This window comes from Aliivibrio finisterrensis (genome assembly GCF_008933155.1).
Classification (GTDB): domain Bacteria; phylum Pseudomonadota; class Gammaproteobacteria; order Enterobacterales; family Vibrionaceae; genus Aliivibrio; species Aliivibrio finisterrensis.
Genome location: NZ_WBVP01000003.1, coordinates 165,665 through 188,619 on the forward strand (window position 1 = coordinate 165,665; position 22,955 = coordinate 188,619).

Genomic DNA, 22,955 nt, shown 5'->3' on the forward strand with positions numbered 1-22,955 from the left:
CACTAACACAAGGACGCACATAATGATCTATTCTCCTTTTGTTGAAAGGTTCATAAAGTTATATGGAGATCTAAATAAACAAACTCTTCATTACTTAGCTGAGCTTTATACTCAAGACATTCAGTTTATTGATGCAGTGCATGAAATCAATGGATTAAACGATCTCGAAAGTTACTTTGAACATTTATACAGTAATCTGAAAGAGTGCCATTTCCAGATTCACCATGTTATTGAAAAAGAAACTCCAACAGGAGGGGAGGCCTCTCTTTATTGGACTATGCGCTATATTCATCCTAAGATAAATAAAGGACAGCAAATCACGGTTGACGGAACAACCCTGATAAAATTCACCGACAAGGTGTATTACCATCGTGATTATATTGATATGGGACAGATGCTTTATGAGCACCTTCCAATTATTGGCCCAATGGTGAAGTTCATCAAAAAGAGGGTGCAATCATGAAAACAGTTTTGATTACAGGAGCAACGTCAGGCATAGGGTTATCCCTTGTGCATGCTTATCTAAAAAAAGGAGATAAAGTATACGCCTGTGGTCGAAACTTCAGTGCTTATGAAGAATCAGAATTCTTATTAGAAGCAAAGCAGCAGTTGCAATTGATGGAAGTGTCTTTTGACTTAACCGAAAGTCAATCAATTTTAACTTCACTCAATGGTATTGAGTCACTGGATATCGCCATTTTAAATGCAGGCACCTGTGAGTACATTGATGATGCTGAGCATTTTGATGCAGCCTTGTTCGAGCGAGTAATTCAAACCAATGTCATTTCAATAGGTTATTGTTTACAAATATTGATACCGAAGATGAAGTATGGAGCCCTTCTTGCGCTAATGGGGTCAAGTGCTTCTTATGTCCCATTTCAGCGAGCTGAAGCCTATGGAGCCAGTAAAGCGGCGATCCATTACCTTGCAAAGTCTTTGCAATTAGACATTCCTGCAGAGCGCTTAACCATAAGTGTGATTGCACCAGGGTTTGTTAAAACCCCATTAACTAATAAAAATGATTTTCCAATGCCAATGTTGATTGAAGTAAACCAAGCGGCAACGCACATCATTAGTGGCATTAGCAAAAATAAAAAACATATTCATTTTCCATTTCCATTTACTAGTTTTCTAATTGTTATGGGCAGTTTGCCTGATCGTATTTGGCAGTGGGTCGCATTAAGGATGAAACGATAATGAAGAAAATTGCAATAGTAGGTAGTGGCATTTCAGGGCTAGTATGTGCCTACGTACTCAGTCGTAAATATCATGTTACCTTGTTTGAAGCCAATGATTATATTGGAGGCCACACCGCGACAAAGCGAGTAATTGCAGAAGGAAAAGAGTGGGACATTGATACCGGGTTTATTGTTTTTAATGACCGAACCTACCCTAATTTTATCGAATTGCTCTCGCAACTTGGAATTAAAGGCCAAGATAGCGAAATGAGTTTCAGTGTTAAAAACGTGATTTCAGGCCTTGAGTATAATGGACATAATCTAAATACATTATTTGCACAGCGATCTAATATTTTCAATACTAAATTTTTGTCATTAATCAGCGAAATATTACGCTTTAACAAGCAGTGTAAAGAGCTATGGGAAAGAGAACATATTAATACTGATAGCACCCTAGGTGATATGCTTTATGATGATGGTTACAGTACCTACTTTGCTGAGCATTATATTTTGCCGATGGGTGCAGCAATTTGGTCATCTAGTCTGCAAGATATGAAGGCATTTCCACTGCACTTCTTTATTCGATTTTTCCATAATCATGGATTACTAGATATTGCCAATCGTCCACAATGGTACGTTATTCCTAATGGTTCGTCTTCCTATATTTCTCCTTTAATCGAGCGTTTTAAAGATAACATTCATCTAAATAGCTCAGTAACAGGGATTTCTCGTCATAGCGAGGGCGTGTCATTAACCATAAAAAATACAGAGATCCATGAATTTGATGAAGTGATCTTAGCCTGTCACAGCAATCAATCCTTAGCGATGTTGACGGATGTCACCAACCGAGAAAAAGAGGTGCTATCTAAGCTTACCTATCAAGAGAATGAAGTGGTGTTACATACGGATGAAACCTTGCTACCTATGCAAAAGCGTGCATGGGCAGCGTGGAATTATCACCTTGATGTTACAGACAAAAATAGACCATCAAGCGTCACTTATAATATGAATATATTACAAGGTCTTAGCACAGAGGAGACAACGTTCTGTGTCACCTTAAATAACTCTCCATTGATCAATGAAAGCAAAATTTTAGGATCTTATAAATACGATCACCCAGTATTTAACGCAGATACTATTTCATCACAGCAGTGTCGAAATGAAATTTGTGGGCATAATCATACGCACTTTGTTGGTGCATATTGGTATAACGGGTTCCATGAAGATGGAGTCAGAAGTGCGTTAGATGTTTGTCAGCGATTTGGCTTAAGTTTATGATTCATTCTTGTCTTTATCATGGAGAGGTGAGGCACAGACGCTTTCAAACCAGAGCGCATAGCTTTAGTTATGAGATGTTTTTTCTCGCCCTCGATTTGGATGAGTTAGAAGATTTTGAATCCATCGGTTGGTTTAAAAAAAACAAATTTTCCCCTCTCTCTTTTAATCGGTGTGATTACATAGGCGAAGAGCAGGAGCCACTAAAAAATTCAGTATGGAATAAAGTCGCTGAGTTAGGCGGGAAGCCATTAAATACACGGGTGCTATTTGTTGGTCAAGTGCGTTGTTTTGGTGTCTATTTCAGCCCCATTAACTTGTATTATTGTTACGATAAAAATGATCAGTTAACGTATTTATTAGCGGAAGTGAGTAATACACCATGGAATCAAACCCACTATTATTTGATCAAGATGAAATCAGATAAAGTGATAGATAAAACTTTTCATGTTTCTCCTTTCTTAAACCTTGATATGAAATATCATTGGATGATTAAAGAGCCTAATAAGCACCTTTCACTCCATTTAGAAAACAGAGGGTTAGAGCAACAAGAGAAGATTTTTGATGCAACAATAGCCATGACCCGAAAATCACTGTCATCAAAAAATATTCAACAGCAAGTGATCTCAATCCCGATAATGACCGTAAAGATAGTATATGGAATTTACTGGCAGGCACTGAAATTATTTTTAAAGCGGGTCCCTTTCGTGCCTTATCCAAAAATTAAGGAGAACAGCGATGTTGAATAATCAAGACGCATCAGCGATTCAAAAAAATGAAACCAAGCCAGTGGGCTGGGTAGATAAAATGACGCGTAAAGTATTACTCGACTATTTAGCCAAAATGACACAAGCATCACTAACGATTAATGATGAGTTAGGACAGGTTATTTTAGGTAATAAAGAAGCAAATCTAGCTGCCGTTGTTGAAATTCATAATATGGAAGCATACAGGAAAATACTATTTGGTGGTGGGATTGGAGCAAGTGAAGCGTATGTTTCTGGTTTGTGGACAAGCCCAAATTTAACAAAAGTGATTCAAGTATTAGGGCGTGAACAGGGTGTATTGGATAGAGTAGAGAGTCGATTTAGTAAGGTTATTCAGTTCTTTAATTTACTTAATCACAAGCGAAATAAGAATACCGAGGAAGGATCAAAGAAAAATATACTTGCCCACTATGACTTGGGTAATGAAATGTATAAAATGTTTCTTGATAAAGAGATGCTCTATTCAAGTGCTATTTACCCAAATGCAAATGCTGACCTTGAAGAGGCCCAATTATTTAAACTGAAGACAATCTGTGAGCGTTTAGAGCTTAAACAAGGGGAAACATTACTTGAGATTGGTACTGGTTGGGGGGCATTAGCTATTTATGCCGCGCAGCATTATGGTGTAAAAGTGACGACCACAACTATATCTGATGCCCAATACGAATTCGCAGAGCAAAAAGTAAAGTCTTTAGGATTAGAAGATTCTATTACACTATTAAAGCAAGATTACCGAACCTTAGAGGGTCAATACGATAAATTAGTGTCAATTGAAATGATCGAAGCGGTTGGACATGAATATTTAAGTACCTTCTTTAATGTGTGTAGTCGCCACTTAAAACCAGAAGGTAAAATGTTAATTCAAGCGATAACTATTTCAGATCAACGTTATGATAGTTATCGTAAAAGTGTCGATTTCATTCAACGCTATATTTTCCCCGGAGGTTGCCTACCTTCAGTTAGTGTCATGGCGAATAAAGTCGCAGAGAATACCGACATGGTAATCACATCGTTAAATGATATCGGTCTAGATTACGCTAAAACCTTGAATCACTGGTACCAACGTTTTGATAAGTCGGCAGCAGAGCTAAAACAAATGGGTTATGGCGACGACTTTATCAGATTGTGGAAATTTTATCTTTGTTACTGCGAAGGGGGATTTCTAGAACGTAAAATCAGTACGGTTCATCTTGTCGCTGCTAAACCACAACACGGGGTGTGTTAGTTGACCGCTATTTAAATTATCAATCTGGATAAACTTTAAATGATAGTCTATCTAGGTTGGTATTGTAGGAGGCTTCAATGTTACGTTATTTCCCTATCATTAATGCAGTTTGGTTTCAATTGGTTTGGTTTTCTGTAATCCTTTATCAACAACAAGCGATACCATTTTTATTGGTTTCAATATTACTTCATCTTTTCGTATCACCAACACGGAAAATAGACTTTTGTTTGCTCATTTTAATTTCTTTGTTAGGTGTTTTTGGTGATGTATTATTGTCATTTGCCGGTGTGTACCAATTTGCTAACAATGCACTTATTCCTGTTTGGCTCATTTTATTATGGTGTCATTTTGGGTTCGCTATTAATCACAGTCTAGGGTGGTTATCTCGCTTTCATCTAGGTTTAGTTGCTTTAATTGGGGCGATTGCTGGACCATTAAACTATTTAGCTGGCCATCGATTCGGCGTTGTGGATTTCTCATATTCTTATCAAATCACTTTATTTATAATCGGAGTGATCTGGGCAGTTAACCTGCCCGTATTTATTCTTATTCAAAGACGCTTAAGGGAAAGAATGAATAATGAGGGAAAGAGTTATGAAACAATTAATAAATATTCTCATAATAGTAAACCTGTTAACAATAAATAGTGCAGTTGCCGTACCATTACAAGGTTTACAAAGTAGCGGTAAATCAGAGCTGTCATGGTTTTTAATTTCAGTGTATGAGGCGCAATTGTTTACTAGTTCAGGAAAATTTATATATGGTCAATATCCACAGGCGATCGAGATTGAATATTATCGTAACATCACTAAAGAAAATTTAATTAAAGCGACCAAAGAACAATGGGAAGATCAGTCAATTAAACACCCTGACTTAGATTCGTGGTTGATTGAATTAGAGCAGGTATTGCCTGATGTGAAACCTGAAGATAAATTAGTTTTTAGCATTGATGAGATAGGGAATAATCAGTTTTTTCTAAATGATAAACCGATTGGAAAAATCGCGAGTAAAGACTTTTCTCAACTGTTCCTTGATATTTGGGTATCTGAAAAAACTACGTATCCAGATCTACGTCTTGAATTGATAGGAGATAAATAATGAAAAAGATAGTCCTATTTATTTTTAGTATTCTATTAGTAGGGTGCTCTTCTCAAGACATTAATGATTACGCAGGCACTAGCCCTGAATTTTCAATGAGATCTTTTTTTCAAGATGATTTAAAAGCAGAAGGGATAGTAAAAGACTTCAATGGCACGGTTATTCGAACATTCACTGTCGATCTTCAAGCTCAATGGAATGGAGACACATTAACGCTAGACGAGCAGTTTTTATTTAATGACGGTGAAGAGCAAGAACGAACGTGGACTATTCAAGATCTAGGCGATAATTCATACACAGGAACCGCCAGTGATATTCTTGAAACTGCTTATGGAAAAAGTGCAGGAAACGCTCTTAATTGGAAATACTCGATGATATTAAAGGTAGATGATTCACACTATGAAGTTGAATTTGATGATTGGATTTATCAAATTTCAGATAATGTTGTTATTAATCAAACAGAAATATATAAGTGGGGTATACAAGTTGGTGAAGTTGTACTTGTTATCCGAAAATAAAAGTAATTAGTAACTAGCTTGAAATCAAAAATGACACTAAGCCAAAACCACTCACTTTAATTCCCTCGTCGAAGTGAGTGGTTTTTATTTCTTATTGTTTAATCATTTACATACAAGATCATGGTTACGACTTTTAATTGCTTTGTATGCTTTCATCATGTTCTCTTGTTTCACAAAGCGTTTTGGTGGAGCTAAAACTTCCAGTTGATAGTCAGAGCCTTCATTAGTAGCTTCTTTTGTCGGAGTGATAACCACGACATTAAGCTTAGGGTCTAATTTTACTATTTCTGACGCAGTGCCTAGACCATTCTCGATATGAAATTTTCCTGCAATATGCATGACTTGCGATTTAGGATGCAAAACTAAGTAATTAACGATACTTTCAGCCATGGTTGCATCCCACGTCATTTGGGCTGCAAATTGTTTCTGAGTTTGTTCTTCATTACCATGATGCATCGAAGATAAGAACTTTGATTTATAAGCAGAATCAGCAAGGTCTATGTTTGTAGCTAACCATGACTTTTCATCAATATCGAGTTTATCTAAATAGCGAATACCCTGTTGGCCAATGCATTTTACGATTGGTTTTGGGGCATTTGCAGCGATAACATCACGTCCTTCAGCCTTTGCGATTTCAACTAATGGACGATAATCACTTTCATAATTAGGCCATGCCTTAGCTTCTGACATTAATGTTTGTTCGCCAATTTGTCCTGTTAAATACTCATCCACAACCATCTGTTTATCACGACTGAATTGCTCCATAGATAATGCTAACTTAGGCTCTGTTGCAGAGAGTTGCTTAAATAAATCCGTTTGAAAGCGGTGGATAGCGGCATGAGTGTGCCATTCACCAATAAGAATTACATCAGCATCAATTATCTCTTGAGGTAAAGTATTAAGGGACAGAGGTGAGCCTGCTGGTGAGAGTAATTGATAATCATAGAAACTGGTGATAGCTTGAGAGGGTATTGGTGTTGGCTGAATTTGTTGGCTGCAACCTGACATTAAAAGTATCGAAACAAAAGAAAATAAAACGGTGGATTTCATAATAGAGATTCAGTAGAGAACAATCTTATAGATTAGGATAAAACGAGAGATAATTCAATCTTAATGATAATCATTACCACTTGTGGTGGTGTAATTTGAATTCGTTCTTCTATCTCTGTCACAGTATTGCAACTCAAGACTCGTATAATCGGGATCTTGAAACTCACATAAGGATATTAATATGAGTGCAAATTACCTTGAGAAAACTAGGTATCACGAAGAAGTGGAATTAGAGTGGCTAGACGCTATTGAAGCAGGTCTATACTTCCATAATTCAATAGAAGTTGAGAGTGGCACTGATACCACTCTGAACGATTAATTTTTCAATTCTCATTATTTTCAATATAAAAAGTGATTCAGTCACTTGATTTAGGCAAGAAGGAAATAGATTGTCCTTCCGCGGTTAAAATCGAAATCTGCTCCGGCTTGCCTTTTTTATCTAACCTTAACTCCCCAATTGAACTTTGATTTATTAATTTATCTTGGTTGCTTACTGATGGGTCTCGTTTAGTGACTAATAAATTCTTACGCTTCGTAAACCAGTTTAGTGGAGAGTGCGGGCTATAAAGTACTCTGTCCATAAAATCACATACACGTAATAGCTTATTGGGAAACTCATTTTTAAACCCACTGCAGGTGATCTGATATATATCAGGGCTTGATTTGCTGTGACGTAATTTAATGTCATAGGCGAAAGAGTAATGCACATCACCAGACAGAATTACAAAATTTTGCGGCGTTTTGGGGTGAGTTAAAATACTCAGCAGGGTATTGGCTGAGCCTGGATGAGTCATCCAATTTTCGGCATCAACCATTAATGGTTTTCCAAGTATCGTCATGGTTTTTTGTAGGGCTTCAATAAACTTAACCCCAAATATTGGTGTTGCTGAGACAATAATGATCGATTCTTGATTAATTAGCTCATGTTGTAGATCGAGCAAAGCCTCCCAGTCCATCAAACCAGAAGGCTTATTGGTGTTGGATTCTGAGCGCCAGCGGCGAGTTCGAGTGTCTAACACCACCATTTTTGGTGTGGTATGAATGGAATAATGCCATTGTTCAAATCGCGTAAGTTGCCAAATTAATTTATGGTGTTGTGCGTTGTCGTAATTGGAAAATAACGCTCTGAATGATGTTAGGAACGCTTCATCAAACTGCTCTGGGTTATTTCCCCAACCTTGGCACAGGAAATAGCTGATTAAGCCATTGCCAATGACTTGAGAGGCAAGAGGATCACCATTCACAGCGTTTTCCCAGCCAATCGTTAAATTCCAATCATCGGTAATATCGTGATCATCAAAAATCATGTAAGTCGGCATATGCGCAAACAGTTGCTGTGCATCGTTTAAGCCTGCCACAAAAAGTTCGATCTGTTGTTTTTCTTCTTGCCACATTTTTTGCCATTTTGGTTCTAGGTTAGGCAATGAGTTTGGCAGAGTAATACGCTCCCATAAAGTAGGGGACCATACAAGTAAGTACATAACGAAAAACTCAGCAATACTCATTAAATGGTTTTCATGCTTTGTTGAGCTGAAAATAGGACGAGTTTGATACAGACTGCAGCGAGATAAAAAATTCTTCCTTTCGACATAGTGCGGCAAGATCTTATCTCTGCGGTATAAATTATATGGGTGGGCATATAACTCAGCATCTTTACTGAACTCTGAGTGAGCTAGCGTTTCTTCAAATAATCCTAATTGAGGGATAATCTGTTGAATGGCATGCAACATAGGCCCAGCCACATCATCGGCGTAGATCTGATCGCCACTCATCATCAACAAAGCAGCTCTTTCTTCAAGGGCTTGTGTTTTTAGGTGTTGGTTTGCGATAACCAAGCTGTCTTTACTTGCATAATGAGGGTTACGACAAGAACCATGTAAGACATAATCAGCCTTGTCTTTTATGAATAAGGTAAAAGAAGATTCATTTTCATATAATGCGTCGGGAACCAACTGTGACAATAAGCCATCTTGAGTGTCGATATCATATTCGATACGTTGATTAATCGGGAAATCAGCTTGGCAGCGTAGAAGATAAACCCAAGTGTATTGGCCTAATTGAATGCCTTGTTCTTGTGCGATTTCAAACTCGTACTCATCATTGTTGGTACTGATTTTCGTTCGACCATGTAATGGTTTAGAGGTAGATAACCATAGGTTAATCTCATGAGCAGTCGTTTTTCGAACCATAGGTCCAGCAAGAATAAAAGGCAGTGAATTAGACATCAATTAATACAACTCTTAATAGCAGATGAGACTATCATAATACTTGCTATGGTTAACTTACAATATCCTGAGCTTTGGCGTGTTTATAGATATCTAGTGTCTTTAACCGTTGTATAGCATGCTCAATAATAGGTTCTACGTAATTATCTGGCTTGAATAGTGGTTTGCTATTAGGGTGATGCAATAGTTTTCCGGTTAGCGTTGTTAACTCAGGTAACCAATGCTTGATGAAAACGCCTTTATTATCAAAGCGTTCACTTTGGGTGGTGGGGTTAAATATCCGAAAGTAAGGTGTGCTGTCACAACCTACTGATGCACACCACTGCCAACCGCCATTATTCGAGGCAAAGTCACCATCAATAAGTTTTGACATAAAATACCGCTCGCCCCAGCGCCAATTAATGTGTAAATCTTTAACTAAAAAACTGGCGGTGATCATCCGTAACCGGTTATGCATCCAACCCGTATTGTTGAGTTGTTTCATTGCGGCATCCACAATAGGAAATCCAGTCTCGCCTTTACACCATTGCTCAAATTTTTCGTGGTCGTTGTTCCATTGAATGTATTTGTCAAAACTCAAGAATGCGTGGTTTTTAGATAACAACGGATAAAAATGAAGTAGGTGAGTATAGAACTCACGCCAAATTAACTCATCAAGCCATATCTCTTGTCCCTGGGTTAATTGATTATTGGCTTCCAAATGCAAACGTAAAATGCACTGTTTTGCTGAAATTGCGCCAATAGCCAAATAAGGAGAGAGTTGACTTGTTCCCTCTATGGCTGGGTAATCTCGTTGGTCATTATATTGTTGTGATTTTTCACGGCAAAATTGACGCATCGCATTAAGTATCGTTTTATTTGAAACAGACCACGCCTTGCTCTCATTTGTTATAGAGCGAGTAAATTTAGGGTCATGATAACGTTTAAGTGACCTTAACTGTGTCGCCGATAATTCAACTGAAGCGGTCACTTGTTCAATGGTTGGAAAGTGTTGATAAAAGTATTCTCTCCACGCCTTTTTAAATGGCGTAAAAACTTTATAAGGTTGATGAGTTTTATTCAGTACTTTGCCAACTTGTACCGCACATTTGGCGTCATAAAAAGCACACTGAACATCAGAGAGTTGTGTTACAACATCAGCATCTCGGCTTAATTCGTCAGCCTCATATTCTTTATTGGCAAATAAATGTGATATATCAAAATCTTTACATAATGCGTGCAGTTGTGGTGCAACATCCTTGAACCAAGGGCAAGATAATACCAGTAAGGGAATATTTAATAGACTCAGTTCTTTTTCAAGCTCAAGCAAGCGTCTCTTTATCAAATCAATTTGAATTGAGGCTTTATTGTGTCGTTGCCATTGCGATTCACTGGCTATAAAAATAGCGACAGTAGGGGCTTGATTTGCAATAGCAGCAGATAACGCCGGGTTATCGGCCACTCTTAAATCAGTACGAAACCAAACGCATTGCATGGTTGGTTTATAATCCATAGCGTAATCTCAGTTCTTGAGGATACGGGTCTAGAAACGATTGTTGTCTTAAATAGTCGTTATTGTGCAAACTAAGATAATGCTTAATTAGTGTAATAGGAGACAGCAGAGGCAATATGCCTTGATTGTATTCTTGAATTAATTGAGCAAGCGCTTGCTTTTGAGGGGAATCAAGTTCTTTTTTGAAATATCCCTGTAAGTGCATCAGCACATTCGTGTTATTTTTTCTTGTTGCACGTATCGACATGGTTTGCATTAATTGCGTGCGATAAAGAGTAAAAAACTCGTCAATATCATATTCTGCTATCTTAGCGACAAGTCGTCCAAGTTCTTTATAGCCAGAGGTTGAATGAGACATTAAGGTGTACTTATAACGAGAGTGAAATGCTACAATTTTTCCTGCTGTTGGTTCCCCTTCCATCGATTGATAAAGATCGTGTAAGCAGAAAACTCGAGTAATAAAATTTTCTTTCAATACAGGATCATTAAGTCTACCATCTTCCTCAACGGGTAACCATGGCATTTGATCCATTAAAACACCAGTGTAAAGTCCGATTCCATCTTTAGAGGCATTATTTTTACTGTAAACCTTAACGCGCTCCATACCGCAACTAGGAGAGTTAGCGCATACAATGTAGCCACACATCTCAGTTTCTTTGAGGCGGTCGACGGTTTTTCGAGAAAACTCGATCATTGAATCTGTGTAGTCTAGAGACGAATCTTTTGAGTCAACGAGCGCAATCCTCTCTTCGTTTGAGATTAAACGTATTGTTGGCCTTGGTACAGACATACCGCTGCCAACTTCTGGACAGATAGGGACGTAAGTAAAATATGATGCAAGGACTTTAGAGGCAAATTTATTGCTTTTATGACCACCATCAAAACGAACACTTTCACCATTAACACAGGAACTTATACCAACTTTAATACCCATGATTGACTCTCCATTGCTAATTTTATTATCAATTACGAATTAAACGAATTAACTCTCTATTTGGATCACTTCAGCTTGACTCTTTTTTTCTACTCGCGCAAACTAACTGTAAACATATTGTGACACCTATCTTAGTTAAGGAAGCTTTTGTGCGTCTTGAAGTGCAATGTAAAGATCGATTAGGTCTAACCCGTGAATTATTAGATATTCTTGCGTCCCAGAATATTGATTTACGAGATATTGAGATTAATAAAGCCGGGTTAATCTATCTTAATTTTCCAGAAGTCGCTTTTGATGAGTTTAGTCAATTAATGGCAAAAATTCGAAGAATAGAGAGTGTTATTGATGTTCGTAAAATTCCATTCTTACCAAGTGAACGTCGTAATATGGAATTACTCGCCGTATTAAGTACCTTACCTGATCCGGTATTTGCGATTAACCTTAAAGGGAAAATCGATAATGCGAATCAGGCAGTCGCCTCTTTATTTAATGTAGATACAGAAGCACTCATTGGTGAGCTAGCGAGTGTGTTATTACCAAATTTCAATGTGATGTATTGGTTTGAAGAGTCCCGTGTTCGTCAGCGAGAGTCTATGGATATTGAAGGAATGAATTACGTAATGGAAATCATGCCTGTATACATTACTGATGATGATAACACCTCGATCTTAGCCAGCGCAGTGGTGATAATTAAGCCAGCTATGGATTCAACACTGGCTCGTCCATTCATTCCAGAGTCATCGAATCTGGGCTTTGAGCATTTTGTCGGTTCATCAACGAAATATAAAACGTTAATCTCGCAGGCAAAAAAATTGTCCGATATTGATCAATCTTTATTAATTCAGGGTGAAACGGGTACGGGTAAGGAAATGTTAGCTCGTGCTTGCCATAATGCGTCTATTCGTTCAGGTAAAGCCTTCATGGTGGTTAACTGTGCGGCCATGCCTGATGATGTCGCTGAAACCGAATTGTTTGGCTACGCTCCAGGTGCATTTCCCAATATGCCAGAAGGTAAAAAGGGGATCATTGAACAAGCGGATGGCGGTACGGTTTTCTTTGATGAGATCAGTGAAATGAGTCCGCTCTTGCAAATCAAGCTGTTACGCTTTATTCAAGATGGGAATTTCCGTAGAGTGGGTGAAGAAAAGGAGATTCACGTAGATGTTGGAATCATTGGCGCAAGTAAGAAAGAGCTACTAGAATTAGTGGAACAAGGAGTGTTCCGAGAGGATCTTTATTATCGTTTAAACGTATTATTTTTAGAAATTCCGCCGCTGCGTGAGCGCCCTTCTGACATCGCGACCTTATTTGAATTTTTTGTTGCTCAGTTATGCAAAGAGCTAAGCATTGTGAAACCCTCTATTTCAGAAGAGGTGTATGAGTATTTACGCAGTTATTCATGGCCGGGTAACGTTCGTCAGCTAAAAAGCTCTACCCTAAAAGCGTTAACTCAAATGGATAGAAACCAGTTAGAGACCTCTCACTTTATGCTGCCAATATCTGAAGCGAAAACAGTAAGTATGATGGATATCAATGTAGATGGGACATTGGATGAGATAATGAAATCGTATGAATCAATGATCCTAACTGGATTATACGGTGATTTTCCTTCAAGTCGTAAGTTAGCTAAGCGATTAGGCGTTTCGCATACCGCGATAGCGAATAAATTGCGAGATTATGGAATAGGGAAAAAATAGGGGAACGACATGGATGTGCATTTTGAGTTTGATCATTACCAAGTTCGTCTAATTAAAAGCAGTGATTCTGTGATGATTGCTAATTACTTCATGCGTAATCGTCACCATTTGGCGCCGTGGGAGCCCAAGCGTGCGAATTCTTTTTTTACTGCGGAAGGTTGGAAGCAACGTTTATTGCAATTGGTAGAGTTACATAAGCATAATTTGGCGTTTTATTTTGTGATCGTCGATACTCAGCAGAAGAAAATTATTGGTTCAGTGAGTTTTAGTAATATTACTCGTTTTCCATTCTACGCCGGTCATGTGGGCTATTCTCTCGATGAGCATTATCAAGGTAATGGGATTATGCAGCGAGCGCTAGAACATACCGTAGATTGGATGTTTTCAGTTCAGCATCTTCATCGAATTATGGCTGCGTATATTCCACACAATAAAAAAAGTGGCAATGTGTTATCGGCACTGGGGTTCGTTAAAGAAGGAGAGGCAAAAGACTACCTTTACATAAACGGCGCTTGGGAAGATCATATTCTGACTTCTAAGATAAATAGTCATTGGGTACCAGAATAACTCTATTTTTGTGGCATAAATATAAGAAAGAACGGTTTAAATTGAAAGTTAGCCATGGAGTGGTTACTAAATTGGTGTACTCTAGTAACAGTAATTTTTAAGACAATAATAATAAAGAAGGAATTTAGATGCTGAAGTTCATTAAGTTTTTACAATTGTTGATTTTAGGTATTGTTGGTGCATTTGTTTTTCAATCAACCGTGCTACATGGTATTGGTATTTTCAGTGAGCGCTACGTGATCATGAGCTTGGTACTGACCGTATTATTAGAACTGGCAATTTTCATTATCTACAAGCTAGTAGAAGATGATTTTACCAATGAGCCGAAAGTAAAATAACGACGAACTTGACGTTTAAAAGTAAATAAAACCGATACACTTTTATTTAAAGGTATCGGTTTTTTTATGTCGTTTTAACGATTAAAACAGATCGCTTAATGCGCTATCAATGGCATTAACTAACTTAGTAATGTGTTCAGGCTGCGAAATAAATGGCGGCATCATATAAATCAATTTACCAAATGGTCGTATCCAAACTCCTTGCTCGACAAAGTGTGCTTGGATTTTTTCCATCTCAACAGGTGTGGTTAGCTCTATCACACCTATTGCTCCAAGCCATCGAACATCTGCAACCACATCGTATTTTTTAAGTTGAGGCAGTAATTCTGAAAAGCAGGTTTCAATCTGTTTGGTTTGAGTCTGCCAATGATTTTGTTGGATCAGTTCTAAACTGGCATTCGCAACAGCACAAGCCAGTGGATTTCCCATAAAGGTCGGTCCGTGCATAAAGCAGCCGGCATCTCCACTGCATACAGTATCAGCAACAACTTTACTGGTGAGTGTTGCAGATAATGTCATGTAGCCACCTGTAAGTGCCTTACCAATACACATGATGTCAGGCTCAATGTCGGCGTGCTCACAAGCAAATAATTTTCCTGTTCGTCCAAAGCCGGTTGCTATCTCATCTAGAATCAGAAGTAAGCCATATTCATCACACAAGCGGCGTACTTCTTTTAAATATTGAGGGTGGTATAAACGCATTCCGCCTGCGCCCTGAACAATAGGCTCAAGGATCATTGCGGCGATCTCTTCATGGCGTTCAGCCAGCATCTTTTCTAAAGGAAGAATATCTTCAGAGTTCCATTCACCACCAAATTTGCTGGTCGGAGATTCAACAAACAGGTGTTCTGGTAAAAAACCTTTATATAGACCGTGCATTGAATTATCGGGATCAGTTACCGACATCGCGGCAAAGGTATCACCATGGTAACCATTTCGAACGGTAACGAATTTCGAGCGTGGTTGTCCTTTGGCGTGCCAATATTGCAGAGCCATTTTTAAACTGACTTCAACCGCTACTGAGCCAGAATCGGCCAAAAAGACCTGCTCTAATCGAGAAGGGCTTAGTTCAATTAACTTTTTACATAAATCGACCGCAGGCTGATGAGTAATACCACCAAACATCACGTGTGCCATTTTATCGGTTTGATCTTTAAGCGCTTGGTTAAGGTGAGGATGACAGTAACCGTGAATGGTAGACCACCAAGAAGACATTCCATCAACCAATGCTGTCCCATCTTCTAAATAGAGGTTAACCCCTTTAGCGTGAGTAATAGGGTAGCAAGAAAGCGGATTAATTGTAGATGTGTAGGGATGCCAAATGTGTTGACGGTCAAAATCCAAGTCGACGCTATTGTTCATTTATTCACCAGTTGTAAACTTTATCTATCCATTGAGGTTGACAGTGTATCGTTTAACCGTAGACTAGCCAAGTATAAATAGAGACCAAAAAGCACAATCAAAAGTGGTCGGATCTTAGCAATAGCAATGGTTATAGCATGTTAACGAAAGGAATTTACACGTGGAAGTGAGACATAACTGGACAGTAGCAGAAGTACAGGCGTTGATGGATAAGCCGTTTATGGATTTAATCTTTGATGCTCAATTAGTACATCGTAAATATCAACAAACAAACCATGTACAAGTGAGTACACTGCTATCAATTAAAACGGGCGCTTGTCCTGAAGATTGTAAATATTGCCCTCAAAGTGCTCATTACCGCACTGACGTTGACCGTGAACGTTTGATGGAAGTAGAAAGCGTTTTGGATGCTGCGAAAAAAGCGAAGAACTCTGGTTCAACCCGTTTCTGTATGGGTGCTGCTTGGAAAAATCCAAAAGAACGTGATATGCCTTATCTGTTAGATATGATCAAAGGCGTCAAAGAGATGGGTCTTGAGACGTGCATGACGCTAGGGATGATCACCTCAGATCAAGCGGGTGAATTATCAGAAGCGGGTCTCGATTACTATAATCACAATTTAGACACCTCTCCAGAGTTTTACGGCAACATCATTACTACTCGTACTTATCAAGATCGTTTAGATACATTATCTCACGTTCGTGATGCTGGAATGAAGATCTGTTCTGGTGGCATTATCGGCATGGGCGAAAGTGACAGTGATCGTGCGGGTCTATTTGTTGAATTAGCGAATCTTCCTCAGCATCCAGAATCTGTTCCTGTCAATATGCTGGTAAAAGTAAAAGGCACGCCATTAGAGGATGCTGAAGACGTTGACCCATTTGATTTTATCCGTTTGATCGCCGTTGCTCGTATCATGATGCCTGGATCGGCTGTGCGTTTGTCTGCAGGTCGTGAAAGCATGAATGAGCAGATGCAAGCCTTATGCTTTATGGCCGGTGCTAACTCGGTATTTTATGGGTGTAAACTACTGACAACGCCAAACCCAGATGAAGACAGCGACATGCAACTGTTTAAGAAACTGGGTGTGAATAGCCAACAAGTTGCGCAAAAACCAGATGTGGTCCAAGAGCATGAATTATTAGATCGCGTTGCTGAGCGTGTTGCTTCTCGTCCTGAAAAAGACGATCTATTTTATGAAGCGAGCGTTTAATCAACGTATTAGCTCCGCACTTACTCAGCGTAAGCAAGCGGGGCTGAATCGTTCTCGAACGGTAATAGAGCAAGGTAATCAATCTCGATTAGTGGTAGATGGTCAATCTTATATCAACTTTTCAGGTAACGATTATCTTGGTCTTGCTGGCAGTGCAGAGTTAACTCAAGCATGGCAACAAGGCTTATCTTTATATGGCAGTGGCAGTGGTGCTTCACCATTAGTGACAGGTTACTCAAAACCTCACGCCGATTTGGAATATCAATTGGCTGAATGGCTAGGGTTTGATTGCGCATTACTTTTTAACTCTGGCTTTAGTGCCAATCAAGCGGTACTTTTTTCATTATTAGAAAAAGGCGACACCTTGCTGCAAGACAAACTTAATCATGCCTCGTTAATGGAAGCGGGTATATTGTCACCAGCGATGATGAAACGCTTTAAACATAATGATATATCTCATCTAACCAAATTATTAACGGCGTCTGATCATTCACCTTCTTTGGTCGTCACCGAAGGGGTTTTTAGTATGGATGGGGATTTATCACCACTTTCAGATGTTGCTAAAGTAACCAAAGAAAATAATGCGTGGTTAATGGTAGATGATGCTCATGGATGTGGCGTGTTAGGTAACAATGGCCGGGGATGTTGTGATTTTTATCAAGTGACGCCAGACATTTTAGTCGTCACGTTTGGTAAAGGGTTTGGTTTATCGGGTGCTGCGGTGTTATGTAATCATGAATGTGGTGATTACTTAGCTCAATTCGCTCGTCATCATGTCTATTCAACGGCAATGCCTCCTGCTCAAGCTCATGCGTTATCTCATGCCTTATTGATGATCCAGCAACAAGAGTGGCGACGTGAAAAGCTCAAAGAATTAAATCAACAATTTGAATCAGAATTAACTGGTTTTTCAGGAGCGATGAAAACAGATACGCCGATAAAACCGATTATTATTGGTGAAGCCGATAAAGCAATGAATGTCTCTGCCGCACTTAAAAATCAAGGACTGTGGACAACTGCCATTCGTCCGCCGACCGTGCCAACAGGAACTGCGCGGTTAAGAATTACGTTAAGCGCTAATCACTCGCAACAAGACATTACACAGCTTACCCAAGCAATAACAGAATTAGGATGATGGAGTTATGGTTAATCAAGCTGTCGCCATAGAAACCTCGCATTGGACACCAAGCCAAGAGAAACAAGCCATTCAAGCCGCGTTTAGTAAGGCGGCAAATACGTATGATCGCTCGGCTGAATTTCAACGTCAGGTGGCGGATACTTTATTATCTTATTTACCTCAAGATCTGTCAGGGCAGCGTATATTAGATGTCGGCTGCGGAACGGGCTATTGCAGTGGACAGTTGTTGAAGCGTGGTGCAAAGGTTGTGGCGTTTGATCTGTCTCAATCGATGTTAGATAAAGCTAAAGAACGTTGTGGTGAACTTAATATTTGTTACGTTCAAGGGGATGCTGAGCATTTACCGTTTATTAATAGTGAATTTGACGCGGTTATTTCAAGTTTAGCGTTGCAATGGTGTCAGGATTTATCCGTTCCTCTGGCTGAAATGAATCGAGTTACTCATACTAAAAGCAAGGTTGTATTTTCAACTTTGTTAGATGGCTCACTGTTTGAGTTGAAAAATGCGTGGTCAAAGGTTGATTTATATCAACATGTTAACGATTTTATTACGCCATCTATGGTAAATCTTGCGTTAGCGCAATCTGAATGTAACAAGTTTACACTAGACTGCACGCCAGTTGAGATGACGTATTCTTCTGCTCTTGCTTTAATGAAAGATTTAAAAGGAATTGGAGCAACGCATTTACCTAATGGTCGCCACTCAGGTTTATTGAGTAAAGAAAAGCTATTAGCAGTAGAAGAAGCGTATCAAATTTTTAAGAACGAATTTAATAAGTTACCTGCTACTTATCAGGTAGGCTTTGGAGTTATAAGTAATGATTGATGCATTTTTTGTTGCAGGTACAGATACCGATGTAGGTAAAACCGTTTCTTCTAAAGCGATTTTAGATGCATTAAATATGAAAGGGCTAAATACAGCCGCATATAAACCTGTAGCAGCAGGATCTGAAGACAAAGGTGAAGGCGTTCAAAACTCTGATGCAATCCATTTACGCTCTGTAGCCAATGTTGAATTAAGTTACGAAGAAGTAAACCCTTATGCATTACTATTGCCTGCATCGCCACACATCGCGGCAGAAGCTGAGAGTGTTGTGATTGACTATTCTGTTCTTTCACAAGGCTTAGCGGCATTAAAAGCTAAGTCAGACGTAGTATTAGTTGAGGGCGCTGGTGGTTGGCGTGTCCCTGTTTCTAAAGATGATTGTCTATCAACTTGGGTGAAACAAGAGAAATTGCCAGTAGTATTAGTGGTAGGCATTAAATTGGGCTGTTTAAGTCATGCAATGTTAACGGCAGAAGCGATTCAACATGATGGTTTAGAGATCATTGGGTGGGTTGCGAACCGAGTAAACCCAGGCACTGAAAATTACGCTGAAATTATCAAGATGTTAGAAGATAAAATGCCAGCGCCAAAATTAGGCGAAATTCCATACATGCCAAGTGTTAAGCGTAAAAATATGGGTAAGTACATTAATTTAGATGTGTTAGAAGCTTAAATTCTATAGTTACAAAAAATAGTTAAGAGACAACAAAGCCAATATCTTTCATGATGTTGGCTTTTTTATTGACGTTAATTAGAAAACGTTTCTCTAAATAAGGTCACCATCGCCCGCGTTTTCTCAGCTAAATAACTGGGTGTTGGGTAAACCAAAGTAATGGTCAAATCAGTAAAAGAGGTTCTTGGTAAGACCTCAACGAGTTGACCATTTTTGATTTTATCTTCAATTAAGATCGAAGGCAGAAGGGCAATGCCTTTACCTGAAAGTGCTAATCGTTGAAGCAGATTCAGATCATCGCTAAATAATTGATAATCAAGCCCTTGAGGGAGCAAGCTTTTATTATAACGGCTAGCAAGCAGATGAAAGTCATTTAACTGAGCCACATTACCAGGGTGTCCATTTAGTGTTAAATACTCTGGAGAAGCAACCATACTATAAGGAATTTGAATTAAGCGTTGCTGAATATAGTCATCATGCAATGGTTCGATGTAGCTAGGTAGAATTTGTAGATCAACATTTTCACGGCGAAGATCTAACGATTGAACATGATGCTCAATCTCTAATTTAACCTCTGCATACTCCTTCATATACTGTTCAATTAACTGGGAGAAAATCTCGGTCATTCCAAGGGCTGGTGGGATAGCCACCTTTAATCTGCCTCTTGGTGTTAAGTGATGCTCTCTCATTAATCGACTCGCATCCACTAAGATATTGATTGGATTAGAGGTTTGCTCATATAGCCATTTCCCTTGCTGGGTTAATTCAATCGCTCTTGTCGTTCTGATGAGTAATTGATGGCCAAGGGCTTTTTCTAATTCTTGCAGTCGACGGCTGACTTTTGAACGCTGTAATCCTGCAAATTGTGCAGCAGAGCTAATGCCCTTATGCCTAACGATAAGAACAAATAGGTAAATATCATCAAAGGAAACGGAGCTATCTGGATGGTTGTTCATCTCTATTGTCCTGTTATTAGGTCATATACGAGCTATTTTGTCATCTATTCGAAATAAAATCACGCACTATAATGAAAACTAGATCACAGCAATTTTGACTTTATTGAGAACTTCTATGCAAGCTGCAGAGCAAAAATTCAAACAATGGATGCGTATCCTAATCGTATTATTTCTTATCGTTACTGCTTATTTAGTGATGGCAGATAGATTAACGCCGTTAACGACCCAAAGTAAGGTGCAAGGCTTTGTGGTTCAAATATCACCAGAAGTGTCTGGTCGAGTAGTTGAAGTTAATCACACAAATAACCAATTAGTTAAGCAGGGCGAGTTACTGTTTAAGATTGATGATGAAAAATATCAATTGGCCGTTCAAAAAGCCGAAATTGGATTAGCTCAAGCAAGAGAGCAAGAAGCGTCATTAGTGGCGGATATTGAAGCGGCACGTTCAAATGTTAAAACGACTCAAGTAACGGCAGATAATGCGAACCGTGAATATCACCGTATTAAGCGATTAGCAAAATCAGGGGCTGTCTCTGCATCAGGCTTAGATTCTGCTGTAACTAAGCGTGACCAAGCCGCTGCCAATTTTATGGCTTCAAAGCAAAAGTTACACGCATTGGAAGTTAAACTGGGTAAAGGAGATGGCCAAAGTAGTGCCGTACTTTCTGCAAAAAATGCCTTAAAACAAGCGTTGCTGAATTTAGAAAATACTCAAGTAATAGCGCAAAGTGAGGGGATAATTACCAATATGCAGTTGCATGTCGGTTTGTTTGCCAATGCTAATCAGCCATTACTGACGTTTATTCCAACCGATTCACTGTGGATCTCTGCAGATTATCGTGAGAAAGCGACCTCAGAGATGAATAAAGGAATGTATGCTGAAGTGGCTTATGATGCACTGCCGGGTGAAGTGTTTCCATTATTGGTAGAGAGCCGCGATTATGGGGTTGCTTCTGCCCAGCAAAAAGCCAATGGCCAATTGAGCATGGTAGAAGTGAGTAACCGTTGGGTTCGTGATGCCCAACGGGTACGAGTGAATTTAATTAGCGAAGAGGTTATTTCACCACGATTATTTGTTGGCTCGCGAGCAACCGTTATTATTTATACGTCAGGCAATAAAGTCATTGATTACATTGGTCATAGCTTAATTACCATGATCAGCTATTTACACTACATATACTAGTTGGAATGTTGATATGAAAGCATTACGGATATGGTTTGGTTGTGTTCTAGGCTTTGCAATGTGTACGGTATTTGGTTGGTCAAACGGCATGTTCGGAACTCTACTACCACTGTTTATTTTATCTAATCTGAATCGTTGGAATTGGGGAATGTTCATCCAGTTGGTTGTCAGTGTCGTTTGGGTGAGTATTCAAGTGGTATTAATTGTCGGTTTTTTACAACCATATCCACTATTGATGACCGTAGCTGTTGGCATTATGCTGCTATTTAAATGCCACGCAATGCACTATAAAGCGAGTTACTTATTCGGCTACACTGGCTTATTAGTCGGTTCAATTTTATTGAATTTTGGGTCGTATGTGACATTTGATTTAGAAAACTTTATTGTCGGGGCGTGGGTTGCAGCCATTATGGTGATCCCTATTTGCGCTTTAGCTTTCTATCTGTTTCCTGATCCTATTGACAGTAATGCACCGATTTTAAAAGTAGAAGGGCAGAGCAAAGATCCACGAGAGATGCTAGAACAAACGGCATTGGGCTGGATGGTTGCCATGATCGTATTTTTGATATTTGAAATCGGAACATTAAATGATTCATTATCAGCCCAAGCTTCAATGCTTATCATGCTCTCTCCAATGACACTCGTTGGCTCATTGATGATGGCTCGAATTCGTATCGTAGGGACTATCTTAGGCTGTTTAGCTGCGATGGCGATGCAATTGATACTTTATGATCTGTATGATAATCCAATTTTATACATTCTAAGTTTTGCAATTGCCTCAGGCTATTTCTGTAAATGGTTAGCCAGTGAAAACCCAATCATGAAGGGAGTTGGATTCTCAGCAATGGCGGCCTTAACCATTCCAATTACAGGCGTGATCCCCGGTCAAAAAGATGCATTTTTTGCTATTTTATATCGAGTATCTTCTATTATTATTGCTGTTATTATCACCAGTTTATTAATTTGGCTTTGCTATCGACTTATAAAAAAACATTTTAGTTACCCTCAAAGCATGGAGTAAGGGCAATTGCTATAATATCTGAGCAGTCTATAGATTAAATTATGTAATTACTGCGCCCCATCTCTACCATCAAGTAGACGGTAGAGGTGCAGTTACTATCAGTTAAAGACAACGCGTTAACTTTCTGTGCGAATTAATGTAAAATCCTTCTAGTTGATGAGCAATTTAAACGCCTTCCTAGATGAATTCACAATACTTTCATATAACATCTCTGGTCTT

General features: G+C 38.9%; 24 protein-coding genes. 18 read left to right on the forward strand and 6 right to left on the reverse strand.

The features are described from left to right. Positions 1-22: 22 nt before the first annotated feature. The 8 genes from F8B77_RS03985 to F8B77_RS04020 all read left to right on the forward strand — a co-directional run bounded on the left by F8B77_RS03985 (position 23) and on the right by F8B77_RS04020 (position 6,061). Positions 23-463: a nuclear transport factor 2 family protein gene (locus F8B77_RS03985; RefSeq protein WP_151653920.1), complete on the forward strand. Its 441-nt coding sequence runs from the start codon at positions 23-25 to the stop codon at positions 461-463. Next, positions 460-1,197 (forward strand): SDR family NAD(P)-dependent oxidoreductase, encoded by a 738-nt coding sequence (locus F8B77_RS03990; protein ID WP_151653922.1) that lies wholly within the window; start codon positions 460-462, stop codon positions 1,195-1,197. Before F8B77_RS03985 ends, F8B77_RS03990 begins: the two co-directional genes overlap by 4 nt. After that, a complete protein-coding gene (locus F8B77_RS03995; RefSeq protein WP_151653924.1) occupies positions 1,197-2,456 on the forward strand; it encodes an NAD(P)/FAD-dependent oxidoreductase in 1,260 nt (419 codons plus the stop codon). The genes F8B77_RS03990 and F8B77_RS03995 overlap by 1 nt, the downstream gene beginning before the upstream one ends. Then, positions 2,453-3,202, forward strand: coding sequence for a DUF1365 domain-containing protein (locus F8B77_RS04000; RefSeq protein ID WP_151654126.1), 750 nt, complete (start codon positions 2,453-2,455; stop codon positions 3,200-3,202). Before F8B77_RS03995 ends, F8B77_RS04000 begins: the two co-directional genes overlap by 4 nt. After that, positions 3,192-4,445 (forward strand): SAM-dependent methyltransferase, encoded by a 1,254-nt coding sequence (locus F8B77_RS04005; protein WP_151653926.1) that lies wholly within the window; start codon positions 3,192-3,194, stop codon positions 4,443-4,445. Before F8B77_RS04000 ends, F8B77_RS04005 begins: the two co-directional genes overlap by 11 nt. A gap of 77 nt (positions 4,446-4,522) precedes the next feature. Beyond that, positions 4,523-5,092 carry a DUF2878 domain-containing protein gene (locus F8B77_RS04010; protein WP_151653927.1) on the forward strand — a complete coding sequence of 190 codons (570 nt, stop codon included), beginning with the start codon at positions 4,523-4,525 and terminating at the stop codon, positions 5,090-5,092. Continuing rightward, positions 5,040-5,543, forward strand: coding sequence for a chalcone isomerase family protein (locus tag F8B77_RS04015; protein ID WP_167512756.1), 504 nt, complete (start codon positions 5,040-5,042; stop codon positions 5,541-5,543). The genes F8B77_RS04010 and F8B77_RS04015 overlap by 53 nt, the downstream gene beginning before the upstream one ends. Then, positions 5,543-6,061, forward strand: a complete 519-nt coding sequence (locus F8B77_RS04020; protein ID WP_151653929.1) for a DUF3833 domain-containing protein — start codon at positions 5,543-5,545, stop codon at positions 6,059-6,061. The genes F8B77_RS04015 and F8B77_RS04020 overlap by 1 nt, the downstream gene beginning before the upstream one ends. Before the next feature lie 102 nt (positions 6,062-6,163). Here the strand turns inward: F8B77_RS04020 and F8B77_RS04025 are convergent, their stop codons facing one another. After that, entirely contained in the window at positions 6,164-7,111 is a 948-nt protein-coding gene (locus F8B77_RS04025; RefSeq protein ID WP_151653931.1) for a ChaN family lipoprotein, read from the reverse strand. Between the two features lie 181 nt (positions 7,112-7,292). On the opposite strand from F8B77_RS04025, the gene F8B77_RS04030 reads away from it, so the two are divergent. Then, positions 7,293-7,430: a hypothetical protein gene (locus tag F8B77_RS04030; RefSeq protein WP_099047787.1), complete on the forward strand. Its 138-nt coding sequence runs from the start codon at positions 7,293-7,295 to the stop codon at positions 7,428-7,430. A 37-nt stretch (positions 7,431-7,467) separates the two neighbouring features. Here the strand turns inward: F8B77_RS04030 and F8B77_RS04035 are convergent, their stop codons facing one another. Genes F8B77_RS04035 through F8B77_RS04045 form a run of 3 tightly spaced genes read right to left on the reverse strand, consistent with a single transcriptional unit; the run spans position 7,468 to position 11,762 of the window. Beyond that, positions 7,468-9,336, reverse strand: coding sequence for a metallophosphoesterase family protein (locus tag F8B77_RS04035; RefSeq protein WP_151653933.1), 1,869 nt, complete (start codon positions 9,334-9,336; stop codon positions 7,468-7,470). 52 nt (positions 9,337-9,388) lie between these two features. Next, the gene (gene phrB, locus F8B77_RS04040) at positions 9,389-10,828 is read right to left on the reverse strand and encodes a deoxyribodipyrimidine photo-lyase (RefSeq protein WP_151653935.1); all 1,440 of its coding nucleotides are present in this window, start codon (positions 10,826-10,828) and stop codon (positions 9,389-9,391) included. Then, positions 10,818-11,762 (reverse strand): YbgA family protein, encoded by a 945-nt coding sequence (locus F8B77_RS04045; protein WP_151653937.1) that lies wholly within the window; start codon positions 11,760-11,762, stop codon positions 10,818-10,820. The genes phrB and F8B77_RS04045 overlap by 11 nt, the downstream gene beginning before the upstream one ends. A 149-nt stretch (positions 11,763-11,911) precedes the next feature. On the opposite strand from F8B77_RS04045, the gene tyrR reads away from it, so the two are divergent. The 3 genes from tyrR to F8B77_RS04060 all read left to right on the forward strand — a co-directional run bounded on the left by tyrR (position 11,912) and on the right by F8B77_RS04060 (position 14,364). Further along, positions 11,912-13,459: a transcriptional regulator TyrR gene (gene tyrR, locus F8B77_RS04050; RefSeq protein WP_151653939.1), complete on the forward strand. Its 1,548-nt coding sequence runs from the start codon at positions 11,912-11,914 to the stop codon at positions 13,457-13,459. Positions 13,460-13,468: 9 nt separating this feature from the next. After that, positions 13,469-14,026 carry a ribosomal protein S5-alanine N-acetyltransferase gene (gene rimJ, locus F8B77_RS04055; RefSeq protein WP_151653941.1) on the forward strand — a complete coding sequence of 186 codons (558 nt, stop codon included), beginning with the start codon at positions 13,469-13,471 and terminating at the stop codon, positions 14,024-14,026. Positions 14,027-14,154: 128 nt separating this feature from the next. After that, the gene (locus tag F8B77_RS04060; protein ID WP_151653943.1) at positions 14,155-14,364 is read left to right on the forward strand and encodes a hypothetical protein; all 210 of its coding nucleotides are present in this window, start codon (positions 14,155-14,157) and stop codon (positions 14,362-14,364) included. Positions 14,365-14,445: 81 nt separating this feature from the next. On the opposite strand, the gene bioA is transcribed toward F8B77_RS04060, so the two are convergent. Beyond that, positions 14,446-15,726 (reverse strand): adenosylmethionine--8-amino-7-oxononanoate transaminase, encoded by a 1,281-nt coding sequence (gene bioA, locus F8B77_RS04065; RefSeq protein ID WP_151653945.1) that lies wholly within the window; start codon positions 15,724-15,726, stop codon positions 14,446-14,448. Between the two features lie 160 nt (positions 15,727-15,886). Here bioA and bioB point away from each other — a divergent pair, with 160 nt between their 5' ends. From bioB to bioD, 4 genes are read left to right on the forward strand one after another with little or no spacing between them, the layout of a single operon-like run. Beyond that, on the forward strand, positions 15,887-16,939 hold the full coding sequence (bioB, locus tag F8B77_RS04070; protein WP_151653947.1) for a biotin synthase BioB: 1,053 nt from the start codon (positions 15,887-15,889) through the stop codon (positions 16,937-16,939). Continuing rightward, positions 16,923-18,074, forward strand: coding sequence for an 8-amino-7-oxononanoate synthase (gene bioF / locus F8B77_RS04075; RefSeq protein ID WP_151653949.1), 1,152 nt, complete (start codon positions 16,923-16,925; stop codon positions 18,072-18,074). Before bioB ends, bioF begins: the two co-directional genes overlap by 17 nt. Before the next feature lie 7 nt (positions 18,075-18,081). Beyond that, positions 18,082-18,903, forward strand: coding sequence for a malonyl-ACP O-methyltransferase BioC (gene bioC / locus F8B77_RS04080; protein WP_151653951.1), 822 nt, complete (start codon positions 18,082-18,084; stop codon positions 18,901-18,903). Then, positions 18,896-19,576 carry a dethiobiotin synthase gene (gene bioD / locus F8B77_RS04085; RefSeq protein ID WP_151653953.1) on the forward strand — a complete coding sequence of 227 codons (681 nt, stop codon included), beginning with the start codon at positions 18,896-18,898 and terminating at the stop codon, positions 19,574-19,576. The genes bioC and bioD overlap by 8 nt, the downstream gene beginning before the upstream one ends. Positions 19,577-19,650: 74 nt before the next feature. Here bioD and F8B77_RS04090 read toward each other — a convergent pair whose 3' ends face one another. Beyond that, the gene (locus F8B77_RS04090) at positions 19,651-20,532 is read right to left on the reverse strand and encodes a LysR family transcriptional regulator (RefSeq protein ID WP_151653955.1); all 882 of its coding nucleotides are present in this window, start codon (positions 20,530-20,532) and stop codon (positions 19,651-19,653) included. A 115-nt stretch (positions 20,533-20,647) separates the two neighbouring features. Here F8B77_RS04090 and F8B77_RS04095 point away from each other — a divergent pair, with 115 nt between their 5' ends. Beyond that, positions 20,648-21,715: an HlyD family secretion protein gene (locus F8B77_RS04095; RefSeq protein WP_151653957.1), complete on the forward strand. Its 1,068-nt coding sequence runs from the start codon at positions 20,648-20,650 to the stop codon at positions 21,713-21,715. Positions 21,716-21,728: 13 nt separating this feature from the next. Then, a complete protein-coding gene (locus F8B77_RS04100) occupies positions 21,729-22,736 on the forward strand; it encodes a DUF2955 domain-containing protein (RefSeq protein ID WP_151653959.1) in 1,008 nt (335 codons plus the stop codon). Positions 22,737-22,955 lie beyond the last annotated feature (219 nt).

Coding starts and splice junctions, on each gene's coding strand:
- F8B77_RS04035 (WP_151653933.1), bottom strand. CDS start 9,336: ATGTCTAATTCACTGCCTTTTATTCTTGCTGGACCTATGGTTCGAAAA.
- bioA (WP_151653945.1), bottom strand. CDS start 15,726: ATGAACAATAGCGTCGACTTGGATTTTGACCGTCAACACATTTGGCAT.
- F8B77_RS04060 (WP_151653943.1), top strand. CDS start 14,155: ATGCTGAAGTTCATTAAGTTTTTACAATTGTTGATTTTAGGTATTGTT.
- rimJ (WP_151653941.1), top strand. CDS start 13,469: ATGGATGTGCATTTTGAGTTTGATCATTACCAAGTTCGTCTAATTAAA.
- F8B77_RS03995 (WP_151653924.1), top strand. CDS start 1,197: ATGAAGAAAATTGCAATAGTAGGTAGTGGCATTTCAGGGCTAGTATGT.
- F8B77_RS03990 (WP_151653922.1), top strand. CDS start 460: ATGAAAACAGTTTTGATTACAGGAGCAACGTCAGGCATAGGGTTATCC.
- F8B77_RS04020 (WP_151653929.1), top strand. CDS start 5,543: ATGAAAAAGATAGTCCTATTTATTTTTAGTATTCTATTAGTAGGGTGC.
- F8B77_RS04090 (WP_151653955.1), bottom strand. CDS start 20,532: ATGAACAACCATCCAGATAGCTCCGTTTCCTTTGATGATATTTACCTA.
- F8B77_RS04045 (WP_151653937.1), bottom strand. CDS start 11,762: ATGGGTATTAAAGTTGGTATAAGTTCCTGTGTTAATGGTGAAAGTGTT.
- bioF (WP_151653949.1), top strand. CDS start 16,923: ATGAAGCGAGCGTTTAATCAACGTATTAGCTCCGCACTTACTCAGCGT.
- F8B77_RS04000 (WP_151654126.1), top strand. CDS start 2,453: ATGATTCATTCTTGTCTTTATCATGGAGAGGTGAGGCACAGACGCTTT.
- bioC (WP_151653951.1), top strand. CDS start 18,082: ATGGTTAATCAAGCTGTCGCCATAGAAACCTCGCATTGGACACCAAGC.
- F8B77_RS04015 (WP_167512756.1), top strand. CDS start 5,040: ATGAAACAATTAATAAATATTCTCATAATAGTAAACCTGTTAACAATA.
- F8B77_RS03985 (WP_151653920.1), top strand. CDS start 23: ATGATCTATTCTCCTTTTGTTGAAAGGTTCATAAAGTTATATGGAGAT.
- F8B77_RS04100 (WP_151653959.1), top strand. CDS start 21,729: ATGAAAGCATTACGGATATGGTTTGGTTGTGTTCTAGGCTTTGCAATG.
- F8B77_RS04030 (WP_099047787.1), top strand. CDS start 7,293: ATGAGTGCAAATTACCTTGAGAAAACTAGGTATCACGAAGAAGTGGAA.
- F8B77_RS04010 (WP_151653927.1), top strand. CDS start 4,523: ATGTTACGTTATTTCCCTATCATTAATGCAGTTTGGTTTCAATTGGTT.
- F8B77_RS04025 (WP_151653931.1), bottom strand. CDS start 7,111: ATGAAATCCACCGTTTTATTTTCTTTTGTTTCGATACTTTTAATGTCA.
- F8B77_RS04005 (WP_151653926.1), top strand. CDS start 3,192: ATGTTGAATAATCAAGACGCATCAGCGATTCAAAAAAATGAAACCAAG.
- phrB (WP_151653935.1), bottom strand. CDS start 10,828: ATGGATTATAAACCAACCATGCAATGCGTTTGGTTTCGTACTGATTTA.
- F8B77_RS04095 (WP_151653957.1), top strand. CDS start 20,648: ATGCAAGCTGCAGAGCAAAAATTCAAACAATGGATGCGTATCCTAATC.
- bioD (WP_151653953.1), top strand. CDS start 18,896: ATGATTGATGCATTTTTTGTTGCAGGTACAGATACCGATGTAGGTAAA.